At 38.6% G+C, this 23,137-nt stretch carries 24 protein-coding genes and 2 tRNA genes; 24 read left to right on the plus strand and 2 right to left on the minus strand.

The window, feature by feature from the left end:
• The first annotated feature begins 39 nt into the window (after positions 1-39).
• The 22 genes from FWJ32_RS07665 to FWJ32_RS07765 all read left to right on the plus strand — a co-directional run bounded on the left by FWJ32_RS07665 (position 40) and on the right by FWJ32_RS07765 (position 21,088).
• On the plus strand, positions 40-732 hold the full coding sequence (locus FWJ32_RS07665; RefSeq protein WP_162523560.1) for an endonuclease/exonuclease/phosphatase family protein: 693 nt from the start codon (positions 40-42) through the stop codon (positions 730-732).
• 3 nt (positions 733-735) lie between these two features.
• Positions 736-2,022 carry an NfeD family protein gene (locus FWJ32_RS07670; RefSeq protein ID WP_149545374.1) on the plus strand — a complete coding sequence of 429 codons (1,287 nt, stop codon included), beginning with the start codon at positions 736-738 and terminating at the stop codon, positions 2,020-2,022.
• Positions 2,023-3,021: a flotillin-like protein FloA gene (gene floA / locus FWJ32_RS07675; RefSeq protein ID WP_149545375.1), complete on the plus strand. Its 999-nt coding sequence runs from the start codon at positions 2,023-2,025 to the stop codon at positions 3,019-3,021.
• Positions 3,022-3,032: 11 nt separating this feature from the next.
• Positions 3,033-3,437 carry a hypothetical protein gene (locus FWJ32_RS07680; RefSeq protein WP_149545376.1) on the plus strand — a complete coding sequence of 135 codons (405 nt, stop codon included), beginning with the start codon at positions 3,033-3,035 and terminating at the stop codon, positions 3,435-3,437.
• Positions 3,424-3,768 (plus strand): hypothetical protein, encoded by a 345-nt coding sequence (locus tag FWJ32_RS07685; RefSeq protein WP_149545377.1) that lies wholly within the window; start codon positions 3,424-3,426, stop codon positions 3,766-3,768. The genes FWJ32_RS07680 and FWJ32_RS07685 overlap by 14 nt, the downstream gene beginning before the upstream one ends.
• A 68-nt stretch (positions 3,769-3,836) precedes the next feature.
• Positions 3,837-4,121 carry a YabP/YqfC family sporulation protein gene (locus FWJ32_RS07690; protein ID WP_149545378.1) on the plus strand — a complete coding sequence of 95 codons (285 nt, stop codon included), beginning with the start codon at positions 3,837-3,839 and terminating at the stop codon, positions 4,119-4,121.
• A 3-nt stretch (positions 4,122-4,124) separates the two neighbouring features.
• A complete protein-coding gene (gene yqfD / locus FWJ32_RS07695; RefSeq protein ID WP_149545379.1) occupies positions 4,125-5,336 on the plus strand; it encodes a sporulation protein YqfD in 1,212 nt (403 codons plus the stop codon).
• A gap of 7 nt (positions 5,337-5,343) precedes the next feature.
• Entirely contained in the window at positions 5,344-6,342 is a 999-nt protein-coding gene (locus tag FWJ32_RS07700; protein WP_238988829.1) for a PhoH family protein, read from the plus strand.
• Positions 6,323-6,784 (plus strand): rRNA maturation RNase YbeY, encoded by a 462-nt coding sequence (gene ybeY / locus FWJ32_RS07705; RefSeq protein ID WP_149545381.1) that lies wholly within the window; start codon positions 6,323-6,325, stop codon positions 6,782-6,784. Before FWJ32_RS07700 ends, ybeY begins: the two co-directional genes overlap by 20 nt.
• A gap of 3 nt (positions 6,785-6,787) precedes the next feature.
• Positions 6,788-7,177: a cytidine deaminase gene (gene cdd, locus FWJ32_RS07710; RefSeq protein WP_149545382.1), complete on the plus strand. Its 390-nt coding sequence runs from the start codon at positions 6,788-6,790 to the stop codon at positions 7,175-7,177.
• A gap of 4 nt (positions 7,178-7,181) precedes the next feature.
• Positions 7,182-8,075, plus strand: a complete 894-nt coding sequence (gene era / locus FWJ32_RS07715) for a GTPase Era (protein WP_149545383.1) — start codon at positions 7,182-7,184, stop codon at positions 8,073-8,075.
• A gap of 78 nt (positions 8,076-8,153) precedes the next feature.
• Positions 8,154-8,294: a hypothetical protein gene (locus tag FWJ32_RS13325; protein WP_162523561.1), complete on the plus strand. Its 141-nt coding sequence runs from the start codon at positions 8,154-8,156 to the stop codon at positions 8,292-8,294.
• Positions 8,266-9,030 carry a DNA repair protein RecO gene (recO, locus tag FWJ32_RS07720; protein ID WP_162523562.1) on the plus strand — a complete coding sequence of 255 codons (765 nt, stop codon included), beginning with the start codon at positions 8,266-8,268 and terminating at the stop codon, positions 9,028-9,030. Before FWJ32_RS13325 ends, recO begins: the two co-directional genes overlap by 29 nt.
• Positions 9,031-9,262: 232 nt before the next feature.
• Positions 9,263-10,147, plus strand: a complete 885-nt coding sequence (gene glyQ / locus FWJ32_RS07725; protein ID WP_149545385.1) for a glycine--tRNA ligase subunit alpha — start codon at positions 9,263-9,265, stop codon at positions 10,145-10,147.
• The gene (gene glyS, locus FWJ32_RS07730) at positions 10,140-12,209 is read left to right on the plus strand and encodes a glycine--tRNA ligase subunit beta (RefSeq protein ID WP_149545386.1); all 2,070 of its coding nucleotides are present in this window, start codon (positions 10,140-10,142) and stop codon (positions 12,207-12,209) included. Before glyQ ends, glyS begins: the two co-directional genes overlap by 8 nt.
• Before the next feature lie 92 nt (positions 12,210-12,301).
• Positions 12,302-12,943: a transcriptional regulator CcpN gene (ccpN, locus tag FWJ32_RS07735; protein WP_149545387.1), complete on the plus strand. Its 642-nt coding sequence runs from the start codon at positions 12,302-12,304 to the stop codon at positions 12,941-12,943.
• A 13-nt stretch (positions 12,944-12,956) separates the two neighbouring features.
• Positions 12,957-13,802 carry a pyruvate, water dikinase regulatory protein gene (locus tag FWJ32_RS07740; protein WP_203227631.1) on the plus strand — a complete coding sequence of 282 codons (846 nt, stop codon included), beginning with the start codon at positions 12,957-12,959 and terminating at the stop codon, positions 13,800-13,802.
• Entirely contained in the window at positions 13,780-14,790 is a 1,011-nt protein-coding gene (locus FWJ32_RS07745) for a deoxyguanosinetriphosphate triphosphohydrolase (RefSeq protein WP_149545389.1), read from the plus strand. The genes FWJ32_RS07740 and FWJ32_RS07745 overlap by 23 nt, the downstream gene beginning before the upstream one ends.
• Positions 14,791-14,900: 110 nt before the next feature.
• The gene (gene dnaG, locus FWJ32_RS07750) at positions 14,901-16,697 is read left to right on the plus strand and encodes a DNA primase (RefSeq protein ID WP_149545390.1); all 1,797 of its coding nucleotides are present in this window, start codon (positions 14,901-14,903) and stop codon (positions 16,695-16,697) included.
• Positions 16,684-17,802: an RNA polymerase sigma factor RpoD gene (gene rpoD / locus FWJ32_RS07755; protein ID WP_149545391.1), complete on the plus strand. Its 1,119-nt coding sequence runs from the start codon at positions 16,684-16,686 to the stop codon at positions 17,800-17,802. The genes dnaG and rpoD overlap by 14 nt, the downstream gene beginning before the upstream one ends.
• Positions 17,803-18,158: 356 nt before the next feature.
• Positions 18,159-19,409 carry a 2-hydroxyacyl-CoA dehydratase subunit D gene (locus tag FWJ32_RS07760; RefSeq protein WP_238988825.1) on the plus strand — a complete coding sequence of 417 codons (1,251 nt, stop codon included), beginning with the start codon at positions 18,159-18,161 and terminating at the stop codon, positions 19,407-19,409.
• The gene (locus FWJ32_RS07765) at positions 19,406-21,088 is read left to right on the plus strand and encodes an acyl-CoA dehydratase activase (RefSeq protein WP_149545393.1); all 1,683 of its coding nucleotides are present in this window, start codon (positions 19,406-19,408) and stop codon (positions 21,086-21,088) included. The genes FWJ32_RS07760 and FWJ32_RS07765 overlap by 4 nt, the downstream gene beginning before the upstream one ends.
• A gap of 21 nt (positions 21,089-21,109) precedes the next feature.
• Here the strand turns inward: FWJ32_RS07765 and FWJ32_RS07770 are convergent, their stop codons facing one another.
• Positions 21,110-21,697, minus strand: a complete 588-nt coding sequence (locus FWJ32_RS07770; RefSeq protein ID WP_149545394.1) for an HDIG domain-containing metalloprotein — start codon at positions 21,695-21,697, stop codon at positions 21,110-21,112.
• Positions 21,698-21,778: 81 nt separating this feature from the next.
• Positions 21,779-22,708 carry a cysteine synthase A gene (gene cysK, locus FWJ32_RS07775; protein ID WP_149545395.1) on the minus strand — a complete coding sequence of 310 codons (930 nt, stop codon included), beginning with the start codon at positions 22,706-22,708 and terminating at the stop codon, positions 21,779-21,781.
• A gap of 257 nt (positions 22,709-22,965) precedes the next feature.
• Between cysK and FWJ32_RS07780 the strand changes: the two genes are divergently transcribed.
• Both FWJ32_RS07780 and FWJ32_RS07785 read left to right on the plus strand, forming a co-directional pair.
• Positions 22,966-23,040: transfer RNA gene (locus tag FWJ32_RS07780), tRNA-Asn, on the plus strand.
• 1 nt (position 23,041) lies between these two features.
• Positions 23,042-23,117, plus strand: a tRNA-Ile gene (locus FWJ32_RS07785).
• The last annotated feature ends 20 nt before the right edge of the window (positions 23,118-23,137 follow it).

The following is a 23,137-nucleotide window of genomic DNA, read 5'->3' on the forward strand; positions in this document are numbered from 1 at the left end:
GCTTTTCAACGGGAAAAAGTTGATAATGAACTACGTATTTTGAGCTATAATATTCATCATGGCGCAACAAAAGAAGGAAGAGACAGCTTAGATCAAATAGCACTGCTTATTAAAGAACTTAATGCTGATATAATAGGGTTGCAAGAGGTAGATAGGTTTGCTGCACGTAGCAATTTCAAAGATCAAATAAAGGTATTGGCGGAAAAGACAGGTATGGAATATGTGTTTGGCAAGACTGTAAATGTGCCAACCGGAATTACCGGCAATGCCATACTGAGTAAATACCCGATTGTAACTGAAGATAACTTTCTTCTACCAAGTTTGTTAGAACAACGAGCTTTCGTAGTTGGCAGGATAGATATAAACGGAACGGAAATAGGTGTTGGCGTATTACATCTTGGATTAAATAAATATGAAAGGATAAAACAGTCAGAAACCATAAAGTCTATTGTAAATTCATTAAATAAAGAGTATATTTTAATAGGAGATATGAATTCCAACGATTCATCACGAGAGGTAAGAATACTTTCGAATAAAGCCAGGGATACTGCAGAAGCATCCAGTGGTAATATAAATACTTTTGCCTATGGTTCAGCAGAGCCAAATGTAAGGATAGACTACATCTTTACTTCTAATGGGTTTGACGTTCTCTCTCATAAGGTAGTTAATGTGGACTACTCGGACCATATTCCTGTGGTTGCTGATGTTATTTTAAAAAATCAAGGAGAATGAGTAATGAAAAAAATTTTCCTTTTGCTCCTTATTTTATTAATATCTATTTCATTTACTGGTATGGCAGAGACAAAACCTCCTGTCTATGTAGTTCCAATAAAAAGTGAAGTAAACCCTGCGCTGGCAACACTTGTTACCAGTAGTTTGGAAAAAGCTGAGAAAAATGGAGCTTCTATGGTTATATTTGATATTGATACCTTTGGGGGAAGGATCGACTCAGCATTAAAGATAAGCGATGCCATCACAGGCACCAGCTTGCCCACGCTTTCGTATATAGATAACAGGGCAATATCTGCCGGTGTGGCCATTGCCATTTCTGCTGATAAGATTGTAGTAAACTCAAGGGCTACTATAGGTGCTGCTGAGACCGTACCATATTCAGAAAAGAATGTATCATTTTGGTCGGGAGAATTGAAAGATATTGCTCAAAATAAAGGAAGAGATCCAGAAATTATAGCCGCAATGGCAGATAAGGACATTGAAATACCAGGTATAATTGAGAAGGGTAAGCTACTTACTTTAACCAGTGATGGAGCTTTAAAGTATGGAGTTGCGGATTATATGGCCAATAGTTTAAAAGAAATACTGGGGAAAGAGGGGCTCGCTGGAACACCTTTAATAGAGGTTAAACCAAATCTCCAGATAAGAATTGCGCAGTTTGCCTCATCAGTTACTTGGGGTCCTATTATTTTAAGCCTTGCAATGATATTTATGCTCATAGAGCTTCTTACACCAAGTTTTGGCCTGTTTGGCACCTTATCGATAGGCTTATTTGCCCTGTATTTTGGGGGTAATATACTTGCGGGTTATTCAGGATATGAGGTATTGGTTATGTTTGCTGCTGGGCTGTTGCTGCTCTTGGTTGAGGCATTTATACCGGGTTTTGGTGTTGCAGGTGCTGGAGGAATTATATTGATACTTTTAAGTGTTATAATATCTGCAGAGAACTTTACCCAGGCAATAACAGCTATCGTTGTTGCTTTTGTGGTATCAATTATTGCCTTGGCTCTGATCATAAAATATGCACCTAAAAGCAAGTTTTATGACAGGATAATATTAAAGACATCTCTTTCAAAAGAAGCAGGGTTTGCAGCGACAGAGGACTATAGCGAATATATAGGGAAGGAAGGTGTAGCTATTACACCTTTGAGACCAGCGGGAATTGTAGAGGTTAATGGAAAGCGACTGGATGTGGTGGCAGAGGGTACCTTTGTTAAATCAGGTAGTAAAGTGGTTATAATAGGGGTAGAGGGAAGAAGGATTATAATTAAAGAAAAGGAGGCAGAGTAGATGAGTTTTTTGGTTGTTTTACTGCCAATAATGATTATCTTTATTGTTCTTATTGTTGTGTTGAGCTTTGTTCCTCTTGGGTTATGGATATCGGCTCTTGCAGCAGGAGTACACGTGGGGATCATGACCTTGATTGGAATGAGGCTTAGGCGTGTGGCACCGGCAAAGATAGTAAATCCACTTATTAAAGCTACAAAGGCTGGTTTAAATGAGGTTAATACAAACAATCTTGAGGCCCATTACCTTGCAGGAGGGAATGTAGACAGGGTTGTGAATGCGCTTATAGCAGCTCAGAGAGCAGGTATACCTTTGAGCTTTGAGAGAGCCGCTGCCATTGATTTAGCTGGACGCAACGTGCTTGAAGCGGTACAGATGAGTGTAAATCCAAAGGTTATAGAGACACCACAGGTATCTGCAGTATCCAAAGATGGTATAGAGGTCATAGTGAAGGCCAGAGTTACAGTAAGAGCAAACATAGACAGACTGGTTGGTGGTGCAGGTGAGGAGACTATAATAGCGCGGGTAGGTGAAGGTATAGTCACTACCGTGGGTAGCTCGACATCACATAAGGCTGTCCTTGAAAATCCTGATTCTATATCTAAAACTGTATTGGATAAGGGTCTTGATTCAGGTACGGCATTCGAAATACTCTCAATTGATATAGCTGATGTGGATGTGGGAAGGAATATAGGTGCAAGGCTGCAGACGGATCAGGCTGAAGCTGACAAGAAGATAGCTCAGGCAAAAGCAGAAGAGCGTCGTGCAATGGCTATTGCAGTAGAACAGGAGATGAAAGCACGAGTACAGGAAATGAGAGCCAAGGTGGTTGAGGCTGAATCTGAGGTACCAAGGGCCATGGCACAGGCTTTACGAGAAGGTAGATTGGGGATTATGGACTATTACAACATGCAAAATGTTAAGGCTGATACTGATATGAGAGAATCCATATCACGTCTTAACGGGGGGAACCAGCCAAAAGAAACTGAAAATGGCAAGTAGGTGATATTATTATGGCCACTGATTTAATTATACAGATAATAGTTTTAATCATAGCAGGTATTGTTGGATATTTTTTTACACCAAAAAGAAATAGTACAAAGAACAGAGTAATGACAGGGAAGCCGGGGGTCGACAACAAAAATAAAGAACCTTTTGGCAACATAGATAAAAACATGGATAAACTGGAGGGAACCGATATTCAGGTACCTTCCGATGCAGGTGATACAGAGAGAAAGCAACAATTGAATAACAATCCAGAGCCAGTATATACAGAGGAGGGTATGGAAAATATAGAGGAGATGTGTAAACCTATGTGTTCAACACCCTATGCTGATGAACTAATGAAGGCTGTTATTTATAGTGAAATTATAGCACCACCTAAGGCATTGAGGAGGATAAAACGTGTTATTCGTTAAATCAGCTTTTAGGGTAATTATGCTCTACTTGATAGTATGCGCGGCATCAGCTGCCATAGGTTTCCTGTATCATGCAATAAGCTCTACACCCCTTATTTTTTCAATATACAGGGCCTATTTAATAGTATCCATGATATTGATGCTTTTTGGTGTATTTACAATGTTTAGAGGTTATCACCCTGGGAAGCTATCAGAAAACATCGAAGTTAATTATGATCCCAAATGGGGTGTTAGGAATCCGGAAAGAATGCTGATTGTTGGAATGGTGATAATGATTATCGGCCTTGGCGTATTCTTTACTGGTCTGTATATTGAAAGTACACTCCATTAGAACATTAATGGGGTTTTTTGTATTTCTTTTATCCATAAGGCATAAGATTACTATTGAGGGGTGAACTTATGGATAAAAATAACTTTTTTAAATGGATGCTTGAGGAAATCACTGATTTCCCAAGGGATGTGATACTAAATTTACCGAGAATAGTAATGATTGGTAATTTGGAGGCTGATATCGAAAATTTCAACAACTTGCTGGAATATACAACTGATAAAGTCAGGATAGGGACAAACCTGGGCATACTCATGTTTTCTGGCTCAAATCTTGAGATAAAGATGATATCTCAAAATGAAATGATTGTTACAGGTTGTATTAATTCAATAGAATTGGGATTAAACAGGAGGTAAAAGATGCCCGGGGGAATATACACGTATATAACAGGTTATGCAAAGCTTAGAATCACTGGGGTCTCTATTGAAAAATTTATTAATAAAGTACAGTCAAGTGATATAATATTATTTGACATAAAGAGAAATAAATATAAGGAGCTAACCTTTAAAGTAAATCGCTGTGATCTGGAAAAAATTAAAAGGGTTTCAACGGAACTACACCTTGATATGGAAATAATAAATGAGACAGGTTTTCTTTATTATCTTCAGATATTTTTACAAAATAGAAGTTTTGTGCTGGGTGTTATAATAGGTATGTTGCTTCTCTACCTTGCAACATCGTTTATATGGACTGTTGAAATAAGAGGTAATGAAAAGGTTAAAACTGATGAGTTGAAAACGATCATAGAGGATCTTGGTGTTAAACGGGGGGTATTGAAATCGACCATTGACCATGATAAATTTATCATTGAGCTATTAAATAAGGAGAGCAGACTAACCTGGGCAGAACTTGAAATAAAAGGTGTAAGAGCTATGGTTAGAGTAGCAGAAGGGGAAAAACCACCTGAGGTTATTGATGCTGATACGCCGTGCAATATTGTAGCCAGGAGAGATGGATTTCTGTTAAAACTTCTGCCTCTTAATGGAGAAAGGGCCGTAGACGATAATAATGCTGTGAAAAAAGGACAGATACTGGTATCTGGAATAATACACAGTGAATTGTCGGGGACCAGATATGTACACGCAATGGGTCAAGCGTGGGCCCATACTTACTATGAAGGGGAAGCAGAGGTTGATATAAGTGATTATTTATATGAAGAATCTGGGAACCACAAGGTAAGATATGAGCTGGTACTGAATAATACGGTCATCCCTATGTATTTTAAGGACGATGATATAGATTTTAAGAGATATAGTGTAGCAACAGAGAATGTATTTCCTGAAATAACGACGGGGTATATACCAGTGCATATAAGAAAAATTACATATAAAGAGCTTATGGAAAAAAGTTTTGACGAAGCCATGAGGCTTGCTAAATCTAAATGTGAGGAATTAGCGTTTCAGAAATCTAAAGAACTCATACCATATAATGGTAAGATTCTGCAAAAATTTGTAAAATCTGATATGACACCACAAGGTAATGTTCATTCAAAAGTAACCATAGAGGTATTGGAGGATATTGCTGAGGAAGAAAAAATGATCATGAGTGAGGAGGATGAGTTTGGTAAGTAACTACGAGATGAGCATAAAACTGGATAGCATGGATAAAGCACTGATGCTATTTGGGGAGTTTGATGAAAATATTAAACAAATTGAAGGCAGTTTCAGCGTGGACATTGTTGTTAGAGAAAATGAGATAAAGATTATTGGAGAGGAGGAAGCGGTAGAGAAAGCCTCAAGAGTGATTGACAATCTTTTGAAACAGATAGAAAGCGGTGAAGACATTAATTCTCATAACGTCTTTTATACAATTGACATGGTTAAAGAAGGAAAAGATGATAAGCTGGATGACATAATTAATGATATTATCTGCGTTACTGCAAGGGGGAGACAGATCAAAAGTAAAACCCTGGGGCAGAAACTTTATATAAAAGCTATAAAAGAGAATGATATTGTATTTGCTATTGGTCCGGCTGGTACGGGTAAGACCTATCTTGCAATGGCAATGGCGGTGAATGCATTGAAAAATCGCGAGGTAGGTAGAATTGTGCTTACCAGACCGGCTGTAGAGGCTGGTGAACGGTTGGGATATCTTCCTGGAGACTTACAGGAAAAAGTGGATCCATATTTAAGGCCTATATATGACGCCCTCTATGACATAATAGGTCCAGAAACATTTCAGAAACATATGGAAAAAGGATTTATAGAGGTTGCTCCACTGGCATATATGAGAGGAAGGACGCTGGATGATTCCTTTATCATACTTGATGAAGCACAAAATACAACATCTGAACAGATGAAGATGTTTTTAACAAGGATGGGTTTTGGATCAAAAATGATAATTACAGGCGACATTACCCAGATAGATCTTCCAAACACAAGGAAATCGGGTCTTAAAGAGGTTTCAAAAATTTTAGATGGGATAGAGGGGATATCATTCGTTTATTTGACAGATAAGGATGTGGTAAGAAACCCTCTTGTTCAAAAGATTGTTAATGCATATGGAGCATATGAGGATAAAAAGAAAATAAAGATGGTTAAAAAGAGGGGACAGATATATGAGGATAGAGATAGATAACAGACAGAGCGAAATTGTCGTAAGTGATGACCTCCTGCGTATAATAGAAGGAGTTATAAAGGAGACTTTGCTTTTAGAGGGTTTTTCTGAGGAAGTTGAGGTAAGTGTTTCTCTTGTGAATGATGAAGAAATTAGAGAGCTGAACAGGATATACAGAGGGGTTAATTTACCTACTGATGTCCTGTCTTTTCCTATGCAAGAAGGGGATGATAATATAGAAATTATGGGCATGCCTGTTATGCTTGGAGATATAGTTATTTCGTTGGAAAGGGCTTTTTGTCAAAGTGAAGAATATGGACATTCCTTTGAAAGAGAAACGGGCTACCTTACAGCTCACGGTATGTTACATCTTTTGGGTTATGACCATATAGATGATAAGGAGAAGGAGATAATGAGGGCGAAAGAAGAAAAAATACTTGATAAATATGGACTCAGGAGGTAAAACATGGATAAAAGAGAGTTGATGATTGTAGCAGAAAAAGCGAAAGAAATGGCATATGCTCCGTATTCTAATTTTAAAGTGGGCGCAGCTTTACTTGCAAAAGACGGCGTTGTGTTTACAGGGTGTAACGTAGAGAATGCCAGTTATGGTGCCACATGCTGTGCGGAACGTGTGGCAATATTTAAGGCTGTATCTGATGGATATAAAGACTTTGAAGCAATTGCTATATCCGGTGGCAAAAAGTTTACATATCCATGCGGTATTTGCAGACAGGTATTGGTTGAGTTTAATCCTGACATGAGGGTTATCATAGGGGAAAGCAATGGAGAACTCAAAGAATATAAGGCATCAGAACTCTTACCTGAATTTTTTGGGCCAAAGGAGCTGAAATAATCATATGAGCTTTAAAGCGGGGTTTGTCTCAATTATAGGAAGGCCGAATGTGGGCAAGTCTACATTGATGAACTGTCTTGTTGGAGAAAAGGTTTCTATAATATCCAGCAAACCTCAGACAACAAGGAATAGGATAATGGGCATAATGAATGGTAGTGAATACCAGGTGGTGTTTCTTGATACTCCAGGAATACACAAGCCCAAACATAAGCTTGGAGAATATATGGTTGAAACTGCCTTTAGTTCTCTAAACGATTCGGATCTTATTATATATATTGTTGAACCAGGTAGCATTATAGGGCCTGGCGACAGTATGATTACAAATAAGCTTAAGGAAATATTAGTTCCACTGTTGCTTTGCATCAACAAGATAGATATAGCAGATAAGGAACAGGTTCATTTAACGGAGGAATTATATAAAAGTCAATTACCACATAGTGAGATAATTCTTATTTCAGCTCTGAATTATACGAATATTGAATATTTGAAGCAGCGCATAATAGAAATTATTCCAGAAGGACCTAGATACTTTCCCGAGGATATGATTACAGATATGCCAGAACAGTTTATTGTAGCAGAGCTTATAAGGGAGAAGGCCCTGAATTTATTGCGAGAAGAGGTGCCTCACGGAATTGCTGTTGAGATTGAGGATTTTCGCAGAGAAGATGGTAAAAATCTTATTCATATAAATGCCATACTATATTGTGAAAAGAACTCACATAAGTCAATAATTATTGGTAAAGAGGGCAAAATGCTCAAAAAAATTGGGGAACAGGCAAGATATGACATTGAAAGACTTCTTGGTGAACATGTGTTTTTAGAACTCTGGGTCAAAGTGAAAAAAAAGTGGCGAGACAACGACCTTATGCTTAAATTCCTTGGCTTTAATAAATCCTAAAAATAATGATGCAATGGAGGCTGATAGATGCTATAATAATAAAAAAGAGTACCCTTAAAAAGAAATGGAGGATCCCCGATGTTATATCTTATAATGTGGCTTCTGTGGGGTATATTTAAATGTACGGGAGATATAGAGATATATATGCTGCTTAAAAGATGTGAGTATATAATGAATGATGAGGTTGAAGATGAAAGGGTATGGAGGCAGTCTTTATAGGGTAAACGCAATTGTAGTAAAAGCGTATAGCTTTGGTGAAAATGATAGGATTGTAACTTTGTTCACCGACAGATTGGGGATAATTCAGGCAATTGCTAAAGGAGCACGCAAGATCAAAAGCCATCTTTTGAGTGCTACAGTGCCGTTTTCTGAAGGTAGTTACCTTTTATACAAGGGTAGGTCGTTGTATACAATAACCCAGTTTGATTTTGAAGAGACTCATAATAAAATAGCAAGGGATATGGAATGTTTAACCTGTGCGGAATATTTGGTGGAGTTGTCTATGAAGGTTGGCACTGAATATACCGATGACAGGTTATATATGCTATTTAAAGATGGACTTAAATATTTAGATAATGGTATAGGTGAGCCTGAACTTTTGGTTTATGCTTTTTCTTTATGGATTATGAAGTTAAATGGGTTAAAACCTAATCTTATTAGCTGTACACAATGTTATAGTTCAGTGGATGATGGAATATGGTTTAGTGCAGAAGCAGGTGGGGTGCTATGCAGTAAATGCCATTTAAATTATGCAGATTCATTTAGAATAGATAGGTCAACTATATCTGTATGCAGGTATATGGAGGAACATCAGTTTAGTTTTTTAAGTCACCTTAATATACTGAAGAGAACGAGGGTGGAGATTGATAAGGTTATAAAATCATTGATTAGGTATTATATAGATCCTGATATTAGGACATTGGAACTTTTAAGTACCGGTGAGTATACTCTATAATCATGACTGGCTATGAAAGAGAGGAGTAAGCTGATTTAGTAAAAAGCGAGTCCGGGATGGTGGAAGCCGGATTATGAAGTCAGCTGAAGGGCGCTCTTGAGCCGTTGGAGAGAGTGGGCTTTTTGCCAATGAGGGTGGAACCGCGGGTAATTTGCTCGTCCCTTAACTTTTGGGACGGGCTTTTTCTATATAAAGTTTAATAGTAAATAAATAATAACTGGGAGGTATAAATATGACGTTTCAAGAACTTTTCATGGGACTACAGGAATACTGGTCAAAGAAAGGATGTGTAATTGTACAACCGTATGATGTAGAAAAAGGCGCAGGTACGATGAATCCAGCAACATTTTTAAGATCTCTTGGACCAGAGCCATGGTATGTTGCCTATGTAGAACCATCAAGACGCCCTGCTGATGGTAGATATGGGGAAAACCCCAATAGACTTTATCAGCATCATCAGTTTCAGGTAATTTTAAAGCCTTCTCCCGATGATGTTCTGGACCAGTATATTGATAGCCTAAAGTTTATAGGTATAGATCCGTTGAAACATGATATAAGATTTGTTGAAGATAACTGGGAGTCGCCAACACTTGGTGCATGGGGACTTGGCTGGGAGGTGTGGCTTGATGGTATGGAGATAACGCAATTTACATATTTCCAGCAGGTTGGAGGTATGGACGTAAGACCTGTCTCTGCAGAAATAACTTATGGCTTGGAAAGGCTTGCAATGTATGTTCAGGAGGTCGACAATGTATTTGATATAAAATATACGGAAGATATTACATACGGAGAGATATTTCATAGAGCTGAGTTTGAACACTCGTCGTACAGTTTTGATTTATCAGACGTAGAATTGTTACTGGATATGTTCAACAAATATGAAAATGAAGCCAAGCGTGTTATATCTGAAGGATTGATACTCCCTGCATATGATTATGTGCTTAAGTGTTCGCATACTTTCAATCTATTAGATGCAAGAGGGGCAATAAGTGTGACAGAAAGGACCGCATATATTGGGAGGGTACGGTCTCTGGCAAGGTTATGTGCAAGGGCATATGTCGAACAAAGGGAATCCATGAACTATCCACTGCTGAAAGGAGAGAACATAAATGACTAAAGATTTGATATTTGAAATAGGTACAGAAGAGTTACCAGCTAAGTATATACCTGCTGCTATTGAACAATTTAAAGAAAGAGCTTCGGATAAGTTTAAGTCTGTTGCACTTACATACGAATCCATAAGGGTTTATGCTACCCCAAGAAGACTGATATTATTTGTAAAGGATCTGATAGATAAACAGGATAACTATACTATAAATATCAAGGGGCCAACAAAAAAATCGGCCTTTGATGGACAGGGCAATCCAACCAAAGCTCTTGTAGGATTTTTAAATGGACAAAAGGCAAGGTTAGAAGATATAAAAATAAGAGAGCTGAATGGTTCTGAATATATTTATATAGATAAAGAGATTTCTGGTAGATATACCATTGACCTTTTAAAGGAAATACTCCCGGATATTATAAAAAGCCTTAATTTTCCAAAATCTATGAGGTGGGGTAACCACGATATAAGGTTTGCCAGGCCCATACGTTGGCTTCTTGCCATATATGGGAATGAAGTAATAAAATTTGACATAGAGGGTGTAAGCTCTTCTAACTTTACGTATGGGCATAGATTTTTGAGCAATGGTAAACTTGTTATAGAAAGCGCTGATGAATTTTTTAGCAAGCTTGAAGAAGCTTACGTAATCTATGATCAAGACAAAAGGAAAAAAATTATTCTTGATGGTTCTGTAAAACTTGCAGAGAGCGTGAGTGGAAAACTTATATATGACGATGAACTGTTAGAAGAGATAACATATATAGTGGAGTATCCTACCCCACTTATCGGCAGTTTTGATGATGAGTTTTTAAGGCTCCCCAATGAGGTGGTAATGACACCCATGAAGGAACACCAAAGATATTTCCCTGTAATGAATGGAAATGGCAGGTTATTACCCTACTTTATTACTGTGAGAAATGGCGATGAAAATTATATAGATGAGGTGAAAAAAGGAAATGAGAGGGTATTGAGGGCAAGACTTAAAGATGCAGACTTTTTTTATGAAGAAGATTTAAAACATCCCCTGGAATATTATGTGGGCAGGCTAAAGAATGTTCTTTTTCAAGCTGAACTTGGTACTCTTTATGACAAAACACAAAGAATAATTGAAATCTGTGAGAGCATATGCGAACAACTAAGTATGGAGGAAGATTACAGGTGGGTTGTAAATAGAGCTGCGTATCTTTCTAAGGCAGACCTTGTAACCCAAATGGTATATGAGTTTGATGAGCTTCAAGGGATTATGGGGATGTATTATGCAATGGCCAGCGGAGAAAAGGAAGAGGTGGCCAAAGCAATCAAGGACCAGTATAAACCCAGTTTTTCTGGAGATGAACTGCCAGAAACTATGGCGGGAAGAATATTAAGTATAGCCGATAAGATGGATACCGTAGTTGGGTGCTTCAGCAGAGGGTTAGAGCCAACCGGTTCTCAAGACCCGTATGGTCTCAGAAGATCGGTTATAGCAATCATCAATATAATCTTAAATGGCGGACCTGATATTGATATTCTTCAGACGCTGGATAGGGCTGCAACATTGATGGTTGAAAATGAAGAGGATAAGGGTGCGGTAGAAAATAAAGTTATCAATTTTATAAAACAGCGTTTTAAAGGAATCCTTATTGATGAAGGAATCAGGTATGATGTGGCAGATGCTGTACTGGATGGAGAAATAAGACATTTTCCTGATGTCAAGAAGAGAGCTGTATCTCTTATGAGATGGCTTGATAATGAGGAAATAGAGCTAATCTTAACTGTGTTTAAAAGGGTGTCAAACCTGGCCAGGTATGCTAAGAGTGATGAGATTAGACCAGAACTGCTGATAGAAGATAGCGAAAAGATGATGTATGATTCATTTATCAGAATTAAAAATGATGTTGAGGCCGAGATAAAAAGAACAGACTATGACCATGCCCTGGATATAATTAAAAACCTATATCATCCCTTGAATAAATTTTTTGAAAATGTACTCGTTATGACAGAAGATGAAAAACTAAAAGAGAACAGATTAGCTCTTTTGTTATCAATACAAAAGACAATGAGTCAGATAGCTAATTTTTCCCTAATTTCTTATTAGCCCTTACGGGCTTTTTTTATTTTTAAGAAGGATTTTAGAGATAAATATAGTATAATATATATTAATATAGTATAACATTTTTGTGGCAAGGGGTGATTCATATTCCGTTTACAGACAGACAACAACAAATAATTGATATAGTAAGGATAAGCCAGCCAATAACCAGTGAGCAGATTGCAGAAAAACTAAATCTAACCAGGGCAACCCTTAGGCCGGACCTTGCAATATTAACTATGTCAGGTGTTCTTGAAGCAAAACCCAAGGTGGGATATTACTATACCGGGCGTTCCAATCTTAATGTTATATCCGAATATTTGGAGAGCGTTAAGGTTAGTGATATAAAATCTATGCCTGTTATAGTGGAAGAAGGTACTTCGGTCTATGATGCAATTGTAACTTTATTTCTTGAGGATGTTGGTACAATATTTGTTACAAATAATAGTTATCTTGTTGGGGCAGTATCAAGAAAGGATTTTCTGAAAGTAGCGATTGGAGGTAGTAGTGACTTGACAAAGATACCTGTTGGTGTAATTATGACGCGAATGCCGAATATAATTTATACAACTGATGAAGAATCTATAGTTGATGCGGCACGTAAGATTATAATGCATGAGGTAGATAGCTTACCAGTTGTTGAGATAATAAAAGAAAACGGCAGAGAAATGCCAAGGATTGTAGGCAAGGTTTCAAAGACGAATATTACGAGATTTTTTGTGCAGTTGTCTAATGGTTAAGGGGGATTGTAAATTGAGCGGAGATATTGTCATTTATGCAGTTTCTGATTCCATAGGGGAGACCGCAGAAGAAGTTGCAAAAGCAGCGGCTGTCCAGTTTAATTCACATGTAAAGGAGATTAAACGAATACCAAATTTGACCGATATAAATATGGTAGATGAGTTGATTGACAGGATAAAGAGTTCCAATGCCCTGATAGTATATACGGTAATTATACCTGAGATAAAAGAGCGTCTTATAAAGAGAACTATGGAATATAATATACCCGCCGTAGATATATTGGGGCCTGTTATTGAAAACATGGAGAGGCTTACAGGCTTAAAATCAAAGCATGAGGCAGGCCTCCTTAGGAAAATGAACCTTGAATATTTTAAACGTGTGGATGCAATAGAGTTTGCTGTAAAAAATGATGATGGTAAGGATCCAAGAGGTATTTTAAAAGCTGATGCGGTATTAATTGGTGTTTCACGCACTTCAAAAACCCCACTATCAATGTATCTTGCTCATAAAAATATCTACGTAGCCAATCTTCCTATTGTTCCGGAGGTTGAGCCTCCTAAGGAACTTTATATGATTCCACGAGAAAAGATTTATGGCTTGGTTATACAACCTGAAAAATTAAATGAAATAAGAAGGGAGCGACTGAGATTTTTAGGGCTTAGTGACAATGCCAGTTATGCCAGCATTGACAGGATAAAGGAGGAACTGAAATTTTCACGTAAGATAATGAAAGCATTGAACTGCATGGTCATAGATGTTACTAATAAAGCCGTGGAAGAAACTGCCAGCATTATACTTGAGGATATAAATAATAGAAAGATTGAAGGCGTTAGCGGTGAAAATACGAGAAATTACTGAAGATATAGAATTAAAGATATTATCTCCTTATGCTTTCAAAAGCATCAATAGCAAAGGCAGAATGAGAGAAGAGGAAAAATGTGATATCCGCACGGAATTTCAAAGAGATAGGGATAGAATAATCCACAGCAAAGCATTCAGGAGGTTAAAACATAAGACGCAGGTCTTTATCTCTCCAGAAGGTGACCATTACAGGACAAGGCTTACCCATACCTTAGAGGTCTCGCAAATTGCGAGGACAATTGCACGTGGCTTGAGACTGAACGAGGACCTGACAGAGGCGATTGCATTGGGGCATGATCTTGGACACACACCCTTTGGTCATACCGGCGAGTTTGTCTTGGATAAGTTGTCTCCATGTGGGTTCAAACATAATGAACAGAGCTTAAGGATAGTGGATAAGATTGAGAAAGGGACTGGTTTGAATCTCACATTTGAGGTCAGAGATGGTATACTCAATCATACTGGAAAGGGCAACCCTGCAACCCTTGAAGGGCAAGTGGTGCAAATATCGGACAGGATAGCATATATAAATCACGATATTGATGATGCTATAAGGGCTGGTGTGCTGTCCCGGGATGAACTTCCTGGAGATTGTCTCAGGGTCCTTGGTGAAACCCACAGCAAAAGAATAAATACAATGGTTACTGATGTAATATTAAATAGCCTTGACAAGCCAAGGATTTCTATGAGCGATGAAATAAAGTTTTATACCGACAGGCTGAGGGAGTTTATGTTTAGTGCGGTATACAATAGTCATGGGGCCAGGCCGGATGAGGATCGGGTGGAAAGGATTATTGAAAGTTTGTATGATTATCTTTTAAAAGAACCGGATAACCTTCCTGAAGAGTTTAAGAATATTTGCGATGAAGAGGGAATAGATAGGGCAATATGTGATTATATAGCCGGAATGACTGACAATTACGCGATGAAAAGATTTTTTGACATATTTGTACCGAGACCGTGGAGAAGAAACGAAAATTTGTAACATTTTTTTAATATTTTATAAGAAGGATAAAAGACATTTTTGTCGAATACAAATAATCTAGTCATTAAAAAATGATTATAGCATCAAAGTAACAAACCAGTGGTGATGAAATGCCTATAAAACAGGATATAGTAAGTGAAATTATAGAGAAAGTTGACATAGTAGAGGTTATAAATGAGTATACCCATCTTACTCAAAAAGGTAAAAACTATATGGGATTGTGTCCTTTTCACCGTGAAAAGACGCCGTCTTTTTCGGTAAGCAGGGAAAAGCAGTTATATCACTGTTTTGGGTGTGGGGCCAGTGGAAATATAATAACCTTTATAGAAAAAATAGAAAATGTGGATTTTCATGGTGCTGTAGAATTACTGGCCGAGAGAGCAGGTATTGATATCCAGGAAAAAGATAAGCTTTTTTCCCGAGAGAAGGAAAAGCTGTATATAATAAATTCGGCTGCAGGACGATATTTTTATAAAAATCTCTATGCGAATGAAGGCAAGGTAGCTTATGCTTATTTAAGAAACAGGGGTTTAGATGACGATGACATAAAAAGGTTTGGATTGGGATACTCATTGCCTCAATGGGATGGCCTTTTAAAGCATTTAAGGTCAGAGGGTTTTAGTAATGAAGACATTGAAAAAGCGGGGCTTGCAATACGTGGATCCAAGGGTTACTATGATAGATTTAGAGGCAGAGTGATATTCCCAATATTCAATGAATATGGTAGGGTTGTGGGTTTTGGCGGAAGGGTTTTAGATGATTCAAAGCCCAAATATCTAAATTCACCTGAAACTTTAATTTATAGTAAAAGCAGGATTTTATATGGTTTAAATACGGCTAAAAAAAGTAAAGAACAGTTTCTAATAATAGTAGAGGGATACATGGACTGTATTGCATTGCAGAAATATGGTTTTTTGAATACAGTTGCATCCCTTGGTACATCGCTTACTATACAACAGGCAAGACTTTTAAAAAGATATACAAATGATGTATGTATATGTTATGATTCTGATCTGGCAGGACAGGAAGCAACGCTAAGAGGTCTTAAAATATTGGACAGGCTAAGTATGAGGGTTAAAATTATTTCGTTGCCTGAGGGGAAAGACCCTGATGAATTTTTAAAAATAAATGGAAGCGAGGGCTTTTACAAACTGATAGAGAGCGCCGTATACTACAAGGAATATTTAATCAGGTCTCTGGCTAAAAATTATAATGTTGACGATATAGAACAGAAATCCAGGTTTGTAAATGAGGCATTAAAGATAATTGTAGATAGCAATGATGCAGTGGAGGTAGAAAATTATATTTCTATAATAAGCAGTCTAGCCAGAATATCAATAAATGCAGTAAGAACACAATATAACAAATATGTCAATAGGGATTTGGAAGTTTTTAATTCCAAAATGTATATAAATGGTAACAATAGATATAATAGATACATGAATGTAAATTTTCAAAAAGATATAGATAAGATTTCAAATGCATATATTAATGCAGAAAAAATCATTGTCTTTAATATTATAAACAACAAAAAGTTAACACCAGAGTTATACAAAAAGATCAATCCCGAGATGTTTGAAGATAAGATCATAATGAAAATATACATGATAATCTGTGAGCTTTACAAAAACAAGAAAGACATAAATGAGAAGGACATATTATCGGGTCTCACCGGTGATGAGGCTAATTACTTTATGAATTTAATGAAAGGTGAGTATCCGATTGATATAGATATAGAAAAGTTTATTGAGGATTTTTTAACCTACAAAAAAATGAAGGTATTGGAGAAAGCATTGCAGGAGTCAAAAATGAAGGATGACAATAAGACGGTTATGGAACTACAGAAACAATTGATAAAGTGCAGGTTGAGTTTAGCAGAAAGGAGTAATACTTATGTCAGAAAATAATGAGGATGTCAAGGCAGTTAAGGACCTCATTAGACTTGGCAAAGAAAAAGGGTCGCTTACCTTCAATGAGATTAATGATGTACTGTCCCATGTAGAGTTAAATTCAGACCAGATTGATAAAATATATGACTCATTGGAATCTATGGGTATAGATATAATTAATGATGTGGACCTGAATTCATCAGTTGATTTTGATGATGTATCTTTAGAAGATTTGTCATCACTGGAGGAAGTATCACCAGAGGAAGAGCTGGATCTTTCAATACCCGAAGGTATAAGCGTTGATGATCCTGTACGAATGTATTTAAAAGAAATAGGTAAAATACCTCTTCTAACTCCTGAGGAGGAGATAGAACTGGCTAAAAGGATAGAAAAGGGGGATGAAGAGGCAAAGAAAAAACTTGCTGAAGCTAACCTGAGGCTTGTGGTAAGTATTGCTAAGAGATACGTTGGCAGGGGAATGTTGTTTTTGGATTTAATACAGGAGGGCAACCTGGGCCTGATTAAAGCGGTAGAAAAGTTTGACTATAGGAAAGGATATAAGTTTAGCACATATGCCACATGGTGGATCAGACAGGCTATCACCAGGGCTATAGCTGATCAGGCAAGGACCATAAGGATACCTGTCCACATGGTTGAGACAATAAACCGATTAATAAGAGTCTCAAGGTTACTTTTACAGCAACTTGGCAGGGAACCTACCCCAGAAGAGGTTGCTAAAGAGATGGGTATCAGTGAGGATAAGGTAAGGGAGATAATGAAAATAGCGCAAGAACCTGTTTCGTTGGAGACACCAATTGGTGAAGAAGAAGATAGCCATCTCGGAGATTTTATTCCTGATGATGATGCTCCAGCTCCAGCTGATGCAGCTACGTTCATGATGTTAAAAGAGCAGCTGAAAGAGGTTTTAGATACCCTAACTCCAAGAGAAGAGAAAGTATTGAGGCTTCGTTTTGGCTTAGATGATGGTAGGGCAAGGACTCTGGAAGAGGTTGGCAAGGAATTTAATGTAACAAGGGAGAGAATAAGGCAGATAGAAGCAAAAGCTCTCCGTAAGTTAAGGCATCCAAGCAGGAGCAAAAAATTAAAAGATTTTTTAGAGTGAAGCTTACGCATCTTGTAGGCTTTTTCTTTTAATTACCAATAACTATTTTGTCAACCAATACACTTGGACAACAGGTGATTATGCTGTAATATACTATTAAGGAGTTGATAAGACGTTGTGCAGAATGCTGTACACGGATAGCTCAAAGCTGATAGAATGATTGGACTGTGTTAAACCATTCCTTAATATAATGTTCGCATAAAATCGTTTTGCTTTATTATTGCCTATCGCCGATTATTGCAGCGATACAGTGGATACAAAATAGAGAGGAGGAAACGGCACATTTTTCTCCATCTGAATTATGTTGCTAATGGAGTCTTTTGCGCCTAAAATTGATGAATATAGTAGATATCTATATGAGATGGATAAAAAAGAGTGTTAATGACCCCGAAAAGGTTAGAAAGCTCGTCGTATGGGGACTTATGGCTGAGCATGTCTTTTTTTCCCTATTTGGGGACAAGCATGTGCCCAAATCTTTCAATTACCTGAATAAGATAGGTGTAGAGTTCGTATTAAGTCCGCTGGTACATAGTGATCAGTCGGCATGGGTCAACTTGTTTGCCCCCACCGAAATACTTCACGCCATGGACATATATCCTCTGTGTATAGAGGCTTTTTCGTCCTTTCTCGTGGGTTTTCAATGCGAAGATGTGTACATAGACTATGCCCAACGGTTTGGGATATCTGATACCCTGTGCAGCTACCATAAAGGGTTTATAGGAGCAGCCTTAACCGACCTTTTGCCCAAGCCTAAGTTCATGATTACGTCGTCCATGTTGTGTGATGCTAATATAAGCACATTCAGGTACCTTTCGTGGTATCACCACGTACCCATGTACTCTATCGACGTGCCGTTTGAGTACAGCTCCCAGAGCGTCAGTTATTTAGAAGGGCAGCTCAGGGAGATGGTGAAGATGCTGGAGCAGGTTACGGGCAAGAAGATGGATGAGGATAAGCTTAAAGAGGTAATAAAGAGGGAAAATAAGACTCATGCCTATATGAATAGGTATATCGATGTCTTAAGGTATAAATGCCATCCTACTACTCTGACGCTGGAAATGTATATGCTGTTTGTGACCCATACGTTTATGGGGACGCAGCAAACCTTGAGATTTTTTGAGATACTGATGGATGAAATGGAAAGTTTCCCCGACAGCAAGGCTAAGAGGGTATTTTGGGTGCACATCGTGCCCTTTTATCCCCATGGGTTAAAGCGGTATTTTAATTACAGTCGACATTATGAAGTCTTAGGCCTTGACTTGAACTTTGATTATCTGGAGGAAATGGACTGTGATAACCCCTACAGAGCGCTGGCCATAAAAATGATCCTCAACCACGGCAATGGACCTTATCAGAGAAAGATAGGCAGCATAATGAATATAATCGACAGATTGCAACCTGACGGTGTAATACACTTCTGTCAGTGGGGATGTAAGCAGTCAGTGGGAGGGATGATGCTACTAAAGCAGATGCTGGATGAAAGAGGCATACCGTTTCTTGCCCTGGATGGAGATGGGGCGGATCGACGCAACCATTATGAAGGACAGGTAAACACCAGGCTGGAGGCTTTTTTAGAGATGATAGGTAAGCGGGAGAGGTGCTTATGACCGTAGGGTATATATGTAGATATACGCCTGTGAAGCTTTTGGAAAGTATGGGCGTTGAGTGTAGGCGCATTGAACCGGGGTATATTGATAATGAAGTGGCCGAAGCCCTTATGCACCCCAATGTATGTACGTATGTGAAAGGGGTGCTTTCAGAGGTAGTCAGAGGCGGATACGATGGCATAATTCTTGTAAACTGCTGTGACAGCGCGAGGCGGCTGTACGATGTCCTGAAAAATGCGAAAAAGGATATGATGGTTTACATGCTGGATTTACCCAGGAAAAGTGGAGATCAGGCAGTGGCTGTGTATACCGGTGAAATAAAAAAATTTGTACAGGCTTTTGCAGACTTCTACAGTAAAGAGTTTAACGTCCAGGATTTTAAAAAATATATATCGATAGAAAAGAATGCCGAACAGAACAATAGGCCTAAAATGCGCAAAGGTATAAGCCTGGCTATAATGGGAGCTAGGTGCAGTGCTTACCTCGTCGATTTGATTAAAAATGCGGGGGCAGATGAGGTATTAAATTATACGTGTACTGGAGATTTACTGGAATATCCACCGCTTTTTGATAAGTCAGCAAGAGAGCAGGAAATGATAGAATGGTACGCTGGATGTCTTATGCGCTCTATTCCATGTATGCGCATGGCGGATATTGATAGAAGGCGGGACGTGTTGAAGGATATAATGGCAAATGTAAACGGCATTGTTTACCACACTATAAAGTTCTGCGAGTTTTATTCATATGAGTATTCCTATATAAAAGACAATTATCATTTTCCTATCCTGAAGATAGAGACCGATTTTACCAGTGACAGTGAGGGTCAGTTGATGACTAGGGTGAGCGCTTTTGTGGAATCATTAAGAGGAAGAGATGAGATCAAGAAAACTTTGCGTAAGTCCGGCAAGAAAATAGTGGCCGGTATAGACAGCGGCTCTTTATCCACTGACGTAGTTATCCTGGATGAGGATTATAATATCCTGTCATATAGCGTTATGCCCACTGGTGCATCCATAGTGGAAAGTGCTGACAGGGCTTTTTCACAGGCTATTGAAAAGGCTGGGATTAGCCGGGATGATATTTCATTTGTCGTATCTACAGGATATGGGCGCATCAACATTCCGTTTGCTGATAAACAGGTGACCGAGATAACCTGTCATGGTAAAGGAGCCTATTTTTTAAACAACGGTGTAAGAACTATCATAGATATAGGTGGACAGGACAGCAAGGTAATAAGGTTGGATGATAATGGCAATGTGGTGGATTTTGTGATGAATGATAGATGTTCGGCAGGAACAGGGCGGTTTTTAGAAGTGATGGCGAAGGCCCTGGAAATACCTCTAGAAAAGATGGGAGAAGAGGCTCAAAAGGCGACAGAGGACATAAATATCACCAGCATGTGCACAGTCTTTGCGGAGTCAGAGGTTATATCCCTTATTGCGCAAAATAAAAAGAGAGCGGATATAGTAAAGGGGTTGCACAATTCAGTGGCCAGTAAAACAATTGGCCTGCTTGACAGAATAGGCCGTAAAGGCACTTATATGATGACGGGGGGAGTGGCGAAAAATAGAGGCGTGGTAGAGGCTATAGAGCAGAAAATAGGGGAAAAAGTGTATGTTCCCGAGGAGCCGCAAATAGTAGGGGCATTGGGAGCAGCTATTTTGGCATTACAAGAATGATGTTAATATCGTTTATGTCATTTATGCTTTTCCATTTAGACCGATTTCTTCTGCCGCTTCCTGCATCCCTATGATAGTCTGCTCGATTATGTAATCCAGATCCATTTCTAGCATTTTTGCGCCTTCTTCTATTACGCTGCGGTCGACACCACTGGCGAAGCCCTTTTGCTTCCATTTCTTTTTTACAGATTTTACACCGAGGTCAGATAGACTCTTGCCTGGCCTCAAGATAGCTACAGCTGTGATAAATCCTGTTAATTCGTCCACGGTGTAAAGCACTTTCTCCATTTTGTGTAGAGGTTTTACATCGTTGACGATATTATAGCCGTGGCTTTCAATAGCTCTTATATACTCTTCGGGGTATCCATGACGTGCCAATATTTCTCTTGCCTTTTTACAATGCTGTTGAGGGTATATTTCATAGTCGATATCGTGTAATAGACCGATTATACCCCATTTTGTTACGTCATTTTCATTGAGGTTAAATAGCCGTGCAAAATGCTTCATAACCGCTTCCACCGCCAGAGCGTGTTTTATAAGGCTTTCGCTTTTTGTATACTCTTTTAATAGCGCAAACGCTGATTTCCTGGTTATTTCTCTATTACCCACTTCTTTATCACCCTTATTGTGATTTTTAAAATAAATTTGAGATTTGGGAATATAAGCTTGTGCTTATATTCCCAAATCTATTCATTCATGAAACAGCGGCGTTGAAAGGTACCTTTCACCTGTATCTGGCAACAGCACTACGATCATCTTCTCTTTGTTTTCTGGTCTCTTTGCAATTTGCGTTGCGGCAAAGGCCGCTGCCCCTGAGGAAATGCCAACAATGAGACCTTCCAGTCTTGCCAGTTTTCTTGAGGTCTCAAAGGCCTCATCATTTTTGACTTTAAAGACTTCATCAATGATGTTTATGTTTAACACATCAGGGACAAAACCGGCTCCTATACCCTGTATTTTGTGAGGCCCGGGCTTCCCACCTGACAGAACTGGCGAATCAAAAGGTTCTACGGCCACAATTTTGACATCAGGCTTCCTTTGTTTTAACACTTCTCCTACTCCTGTTATCGTTCCACCTGTCCCAACGCCAGCTACAAATATGTCTACCCGTCCATCGGTATCCCGCCAGATTTCTTCCGCAGTGGTTTTTCTGTGTATTTCAGGGTTTGCAGGGTTTTTAAACTGCTGAGGTATAAATGAATTGGGCGTCTGTGCGGCTAGCTCTTCCGCCTTATTTACAGCGCCTTTCATTCCCTCAATGCCAGGGGTCAAGACCAGCTCAGCTCCCAGTGCTTTGAGTAGATTTCTTCTTTCAACGCTCATAGTATCAGGCATCGTGAGTATAAGCCTGTAGCCTTTTGCGGCTGCTACAAATGCCAACGCAATTCCTGTATTGCCACTGGTGGGTTCGATTATGACAGTGTCTTTATTTATAAGCCCTTTTTCCTCTGCATCTTTGATCATAGCGTATCCAATTCTATCTTTTACACTGGACAGAGGATTAAAATACTCCAGCTTGGCTATAAGTTTTGCTTCCAGTTGATTTTCTTTGTTATAATTAGAGAGCTCCAAAAGAGGCGTCTTTCCTATTAAATCCGTTAGATTTTTTGCAATATTCATTGTATAACCTCCCTTTATATTTTTTAATTCCGAGTAAACCAATAGGTTTATATGTATTTTAATCTCATAAAAAAGATTTGTCAAGATAGTATAAAATTTAAGCAGGTAGACAATGGGAAAAGGCCTAACCAGCTACCTATATGGACTGTAGGGCAGATAGATACCTGTCATCTTATGAACGAACGTGACTGAGAAACATTCTTTTGATGTGTATTGACAAAGATGAGTTTATGTTTTATAATATCATTTGTCAGCGGTCCTCAGTAGCTCAATGGTGGAGCGACCGGCTGTTAACCGGTAGGTTGCAGGTTCGAGTCCTGCCTGGGGAGCCAGGGGCCTTTAGCTCAGTTGGTAGAGCGGTCGGCTCATAACCGATTGGTCCGGGGTTCGAGTCCCTGAAGGCCCACCATATACGGAAAAAGGGGTGCT

This window comes from Calorimonas adulescens (genome assembly GCF_008274215.1).
Lineage (GTDB): Bacteria > Bacillota > Thermoanaerobacteria > Thermoanaerobacterales > UBA4877 > Calorimonas > Calorimonas adulescens.

Coding starts and splice junctions, on each gene's coding strand:
- FWJ32_RS07670 (WP_149545374.1), top strand. CDS start 736: ATGAAAAAAATTTTCCTTTTGCTCCTTATTTTATTAATATCTATTTCA.
- floA (WP_149545375.1), top strand. CDS start 2,023: ATGAGTTTTTTGGTTGTTTTACTGCCAATAATGATTATCTTTATTGTT.
- FWJ32_RS07680 (WP_149545376.1), top strand. CDS start 3,033: ATGGCCACTGATTTAATTATACAGATAATAGTTTTAATCATAGCAGGT.
- FWJ32_RS07690 (WP_149545378.1), top strand. CDS start 3,837: ATGGATAAAAATAACTTTTTTAAATGGATGCTTGAGGAAATCACTGAT.
- yqfD (WP_149545379.1), top strand. CDS start 4,125: ATGCCCGGGGGAATATACACGTATATAACAGGTTATGCAAAGCTTAGA.
- FWJ32_RS07700 (WP_238988829.1), top strand. CDS start 5,344: ATGAGCATAAAACTGGATAGCATGGATAAAGCACTGATGCTATTTGGG.
- ybeY (WP_149545381.1), top strand. CDS start 6,323: ATGAGGATAGAGATAGATAACAGACAGAGCGAAATTGTCGTAAGTGAT.
- cdd (WP_149545382.1), top strand. CDS start 6,788: ATGGATAAAAGAGAGTTGATGATTGTAGCAGAAAAAGCGAAAGAAATG.
- era (WP_149545383.1), top strand. CDS start 7,182: ATGAGCTTTAAAGCGGGGTTTGTCTCAATTATAGGAAGGCCGAATGTG.
- FWJ32_RS13325 (WP_162523561.1), top strand. CDS start 8,154: ATGTTATATCTTATAATGTGGCTTCTGTGGGGTATATTTAAATGTACG.
- recO (WP_162523562.1), top strand. CDS start 8,266: ATGAAAGGGTATGGAGGCAGTCTTTATAGGGTAAACGCAATTGTAGTA.
- glyQ (WP_149545385.1), top strand. CDS start 9,263: ATGACGTTTCAAGAACTTTTCATGGGACTACAGGAATACTGGTCAAAG.
- glyS (WP_149545386.1), top strand. CDS start 10,140: ATGACTAAAGATTTGATATTTGAAATAGGTACAGAAGAGTTACCAGCT.
- dnaG (WP_149545390.1), top strand. CDS start 14,901: ATGCCTATAAAACAGGATATAGTAAGTGAAATTATAGAGAAAGTTGAC.
- rpoD (WP_149545391.1), top strand. CDS start 16,684: ATGTCAGAAAATAATGAGGATGTCAAGGCAGTTAAGGACCTCATTAGA.
- FWJ32_RS07760 (WP_238988825.1), top strand. CDS start 18,159: ATGAGATGGATAAAAAAGAGTGTTAATGACCCCGAAAAGGTTAGAAAG.
- FWJ32_RS07765 (WP_149545393.1), top strand. CDS start 19,406: ATGACCGTAGGGTATATATGTAGATATACGCCTGTGAAGCTTTTGGAA.
- cysK (WP_149545395.1), bottom strand. CDS start 22,708: ATGAATATTGCAAAAAATCTAACGGATTTAATAGGAAAGACGCCTCTT.